This window comes from Kineococcus gynurae (genome assembly GCF_042433995.1).
Lineage (GTDB): Bacteria > Actinomycetota > Actinomycetes > Actinomycetales > Kineococcaceae > Kineococcus > Kineococcus gynurae.
Window position 1 is genome coordinate 1 of the sequence record NZ_JBHLUI010000015.1, and the last position, 1,090, is coordinate 1,090.

At 68.9% G+C, this 1,090-nt stretch carries 1 protein-coding gene; it reads left to right on the top strand.

The window, feature by feature from the left end:
• The coding region (gene fdhA / locus ACFFKU_RS18485; RefSeq protein WP_380140338.1) for a formaldehyde dehydrogenase, glutathione-independent at positions 1–1,090 on the top strand (1,090 nt) is incomplete at both ends.

Below are 1,090 nucleotides of genomic sequence, written 5' to 3' on the forward strand. Positions count from 1 at the left end.
CCGGATTTCGTGCTGAAGGACGGGCCGGGGGTGAACCCGGCGAACGTGGGTCGGCGGGTGGATCACGGGGTGATCCTGAAGTTGGTGGCGACGAACATCTGCGGGTCGGACCAGCACATGGTGCGGGGTCGGACGACGGCGCCGCCGAACCTGGTGCTGGGTCATGAGATCACCGGTGAGGTGGTGGAGACCGGGCGGGACGTGGAGTTCTTGAAGGTCGGGGACCTGGTGTCGGTGCCGTTCAACATCGCGTGCGGGCGGTGCCGGAACTGCAAGGAGCGCAAGACGGGGATCTGTCTGAACGTGAACCCGGACCGGCCGGGGTCGGCGTACGGGTACGTGGACATGGGTGGCTGGGTGGGGGGTCAGGCGGAGTACGTGCTGGTGCCGTACGCGGACTTCAACTGTCTGAAGTTCCCGGATCGGGATCAGGCGATGGAGAAGATCCTGGACCTGACCATGTTGTCGGACATCTTCCCGACGGGGTTCCACGGTGCGGTGACGGCCGGGGTGGGGGTCGGTTCGACGGTGTACGTGGCGGGGGCGGGTCCGGTGGGTCTGGCCGCGGCGGCCGGCGCGCAGCTGCTGGGGGCGGCGGTGGTGGTCGTGGGGGACCTGAACGCGGAGCGTCTGGAGCGGGCGCGCAGCTTCGGGTGCGAGACGGTGGATGTGTCGAAGGGGGATCCGCGGGATCAGATCGAGCAGATCCTGGGGGTTCCGGAGGTGGACTGCGGGGTGGACGCGGTCGGGTTCGAGGCGCGGGGGCACGGGTCGGGGTCGGCGTCGGAGGCGCCGGCGACGGTGTTGAACTCGTTGATGGAGTTGACGGCGGCGGGTGGGGCGTTGGGGATCCCGGGTCTGTACGTGACGGGGGATCCGGGTGGGGTGGACGAGGCGGCGAAGAAGGGGTCGTTGTCGTTGGACCTGGGGACGGGGTGGGCGAAGTCGTTGTCGTTCACGACGGGGCAGTGTCCGGTGATGAAGTACCACCACGGTCTGATGCGGGCGATCCTGCACGACAAGGTGCAGATCGCGAAGGCGGTGGGGGCGACGGCGATCTCGTTGGAGGAGGCGCCGGCGGCGTACGCGG